The following is a 3,296-nucleotide window of genomic DNA, read 5'->3' as shown; positions in this document are numbered from 1 at the left end:
TTGTTTTATGTGGATTTGGTTGCGGGGACAGGATTTGAACCTGTGACCTTCAGGTTATGAGCCTGACGAGCTACCGGGCTGCTCCACCCCGCGTCATCTGCCGGTGGACGCGGGTGTTACCGCTGGCAGGAGGGCTGTTTCGTGAGGGATGCTGGTTTTTGGGGGGATCGTTCGATGGCCTGGCAGCGACCTACTCTCCCGCGCGTTGTCGCGCAGTACCATGGGTGCTGTGGGGTTTCACGTCCGAGTTCGGAATGGGATCGGGTGGGACACCCACGCCTTGGCCACCAAGCCATCGAACGATCCCTGCTCGCCATTGCCGACCCTTTGCGGGCAGGCGATGCGGCAGCTGGTTTTACTGATCATGACGTTACGTTGAAGCGCATGGGCTAAGGACAATCGGGCCTTCCTCGTTTCAAGAGGGTGCCTTTTTGTCTGGAGCGTTGCGAGCTCGATCGAGCTATTAGGACCGGTTGGCTGAGCGTGTTGCCACGCTTGCACCTCCGGCCTATCGACGTGGTGGTCTACCACGGCTCTCAAGCGAGACCTGGTTTTGAGGTGGGTTTCCCGCTTAGATGCTTTCAGCGGTTATCCCGTCCGTACTTAGCTACCCGGCTATGCTGCTGGCGCAACAACCGGTCCACCAGAGGTACGTCCACCCCGGTCCTCTCGTACTAAGGGCAGATCCTCTCAAGTCTCGAACACCCACGGCAGATAGGGACCGAACTGTCTCACGACGTTCTAAACCCAGCTCACGTACCACTTTAATCGGCGAACAGCCGAACCCTTGGGACCTGCTTCAGCCCCAGGATGTGATGAGCCGACATCGAGGTGCCAAACGACCCCGTCGATGGGGACTCTTGGGGGTCATCAGCCTGTTATCCCCGGCGTACCTTTTATCCGTTGAGCGATGGCCCTTCCACGCGGGACCACCGGATCACTAGCGCCGACTTTCGTCTCTGCGCGACATGTACGTCTTGCAGTCAGGCGGGCTTATGCGCTTACACGCGACGGCTGGTTTCCGACCAGCCTGAGCCCACCATCGCGCGCCTCCGTTACTCTTTAGGAGGCGACCGCCCCAGTCAAACTACCCGCCATGCAGGGTCCCGGATCCGGATGACGGATCGCGGTTAGATACGCAACGAACCAAGGGTGGTATTTCAAGGTTGCCTCCACTCAAGCTGGCGCCTGGGCTTCAAAGGCTCCCACCTATCCTACACATGCTTCGTCGAGTACCAGTGCAAAGCTGTAGTAAAGGTGCACGGGGTCTTTCCGTCTGACCGCGGGAACTCCGCATCTTCACGGAGAATTCAATTTCACTGAGTCGACGTTGGAGACAGTGGGGAAGTCGTTACGCCATTCGTGCAGGTCGGAACTTACCCGACAAGGAATTTCGCTACCTTAGGACCGTTATAGTTACGGCCGCCGTTTACCGGGGCTTCGATTCAAAGCTCTCACCTCTCCTCTTAACCTTCCGGCACCGGGCAGGCGTCAGACCCTATACGTCCTCTTTCGAGTTCGCAGAGCCCTGTGTTTTTAGTAAACAGTCGCCACCCCCTGGTTTGTGCCACCCACACCTGGTTGCCCAAGCATGGGTCTCGCTTCTCCCGAAGTTACGCGAGTAATTTGCCGAGTTCCTTCAACGTCGTTCTCTCAAACACCTGGGTATGCTCTACCAGTCCACCTGTGTCGGTTTCGGGTACGGACTATAAGCTGGAGCTATTTCCTGGACGATCTTCGCTGCAGGACCAATCCGATAAGGACCTACAACTTACGACCGCCGTCACTACCAGCAGGCCACGGAATATTAACCGTGTTGCCATCGGCTACGGCTTTCGCCCTCGCCTTAGGATCCGGCTCACCCTGCGTGGATTAACCTTGCGCAGGAACCCTTGGACTTTCGGCGGGCGTGTTTCTCACACGCCTAATCGTTACTCATGTCAGCATTCGCACTTCCGATACCTCCACCAGATCTCACAATCTGGCTTCGCCGGCCTACGGAACGCTCCGCTACTACTCACCTCAATGAGATGAATCCACAGCTTCGGTGCATGGCTTGAGCCCCGTTACATCTTCGGCGCAAGACGGCTATTAGACCAGTGAGCTGTTACGCTTTCTTTAAAGGATGGCTGCTTCTAAGCCAACCTCCTGGTTGTTATGGCCTTCTCACATCCTTTCCCACTTAGCCATGACTTGGGGACCTTAGCTGGTGGTCTGGGTTCTTTCCCTCTCGACGACGGACCTTAGCACCCGCCGTCTGTCTGCCACGTTAACGCGTGCGTATTCGGAGTTTGGTTAGGTTTGGTAGGGATCGCTCCCCCCTAGCCCATCCAGTGCTCTACCCCACACGGGCATCACGTGACGCACTACCTCAATAGTTTTCGCGGAGAACCAGCTATCTCCGGGTTTGATTGGCCTTTCACCCCTAGCCACAGGTCATCGCCGACTTTTTCAACAGGCGTGCGTTCGGTCCTCCAGTAAGTGTCACCTTACCTTCAACCTGCCCATGGCTAGATCACCCGGTTTCGGGTCTAATGCCCGCAACTAAACGCCCTATTCAGACTCGCTTTCGCTGCGCCTACACCTTACGGCTTAAGCTTGCTGCAAACATTAACTCGCTGACCCATTATGCAAAAGGTACGCGGTCACCAGCCCGTAAGTCCGAAGACTTACGTCCAGCTCCCACTGCTTGTAGGCATTCGGTTTCAGGGTCTCTTTCACCCCGCTCGTCGCGGTGCTTTTCACCTTTCCCTCACGGTACTCGTGCACTATCGGTCGCTGAGGAGTACTTAGGCTTGGAGGGTGGTCCCCCCATCTTCAGACAGGATTTCTCGTGTCCCGCCTTACTCAAGGATCAAAGCTCTTCTTACCCGTACGGGGCTCTCACCCGCTATGGCCCGATTTTCCAATACGGTTCCGGTCGACAGAGCTCTGATCACTGGCCTGGTCCGCGTTCGCTCGCCACTACTAACGGAGTCTCGGTTGATGTCCTTTCCTCCGGGTACTTAGATGTTTCAGTTCCCCGGGTTCGCCTCCTCACCCTATGGATTCAGGTAAGGATACTCCTTGCGGAGTGGGTTTCCCCATTCGGAGATCTCGGGATCAAAGGTTGCTCGCACCTCCCCCAAGCTTTTCGCAGCGTGCCACGTCCTTCATCGCCTCTCAGCGCCAAGGCATCCACCAAATGCCCTTCATTCACTCGCCACGCCCCAGACAAAAAGGCACCTCGTCAACCAGGCAGCTCGGCAGCTACCCAGTCCCCGACATGCGTCCGGAACGTCTAAAACATACCCATG

General features: G+C 56.7%; 1 tRNA gene and 2 rRNA genes. All 3 read right to left on the bottom strand.

Going from position 1 to position 3,296, the window contains the following annotated elements:
• Positions 1–16 precede the first annotated feature (16 nt).
• The 3 genes from CFB17_RS18720 to CFB17_RS18710 all read right to left on the bottom strand — a co-directional run bounded on the left by CFB17_RS18720 (position 17) and on the right by CFB17_RS18710 (position 3,204).
• Positions 17–93, bottom strand: a tRNA-Met gene (locus CFB17_RS18720).
• Between the two features lie 84 nt (positions 94–177).
• Positions 178–292, bottom strand: a 5S ribosomal RNA gene (gene rrf / locus CFB17_RS18715).
• Between the two features lie 150 nt (positions 293–442).
• Positions 443–3,204, bottom strand: a 23S ribosomal RNA gene (locus tag CFB17_RS18710).
• Positions 3,205–3,296 lie beyond the last annotated feature (92 nt).

It is taken from the genome of Arboricoccus pini, assembly GCF_900187945.1.
Classification (GTDB): domain Bacteria; phylum Pseudomonadota; class Alphaproteobacteria; order Geminicoccales; family Geminicoccaceae; genus Arboricoccus; species Arboricoccus pini.
This window is presented reverse-complemented; position numbering and strand designations above follow the sequence as displayed.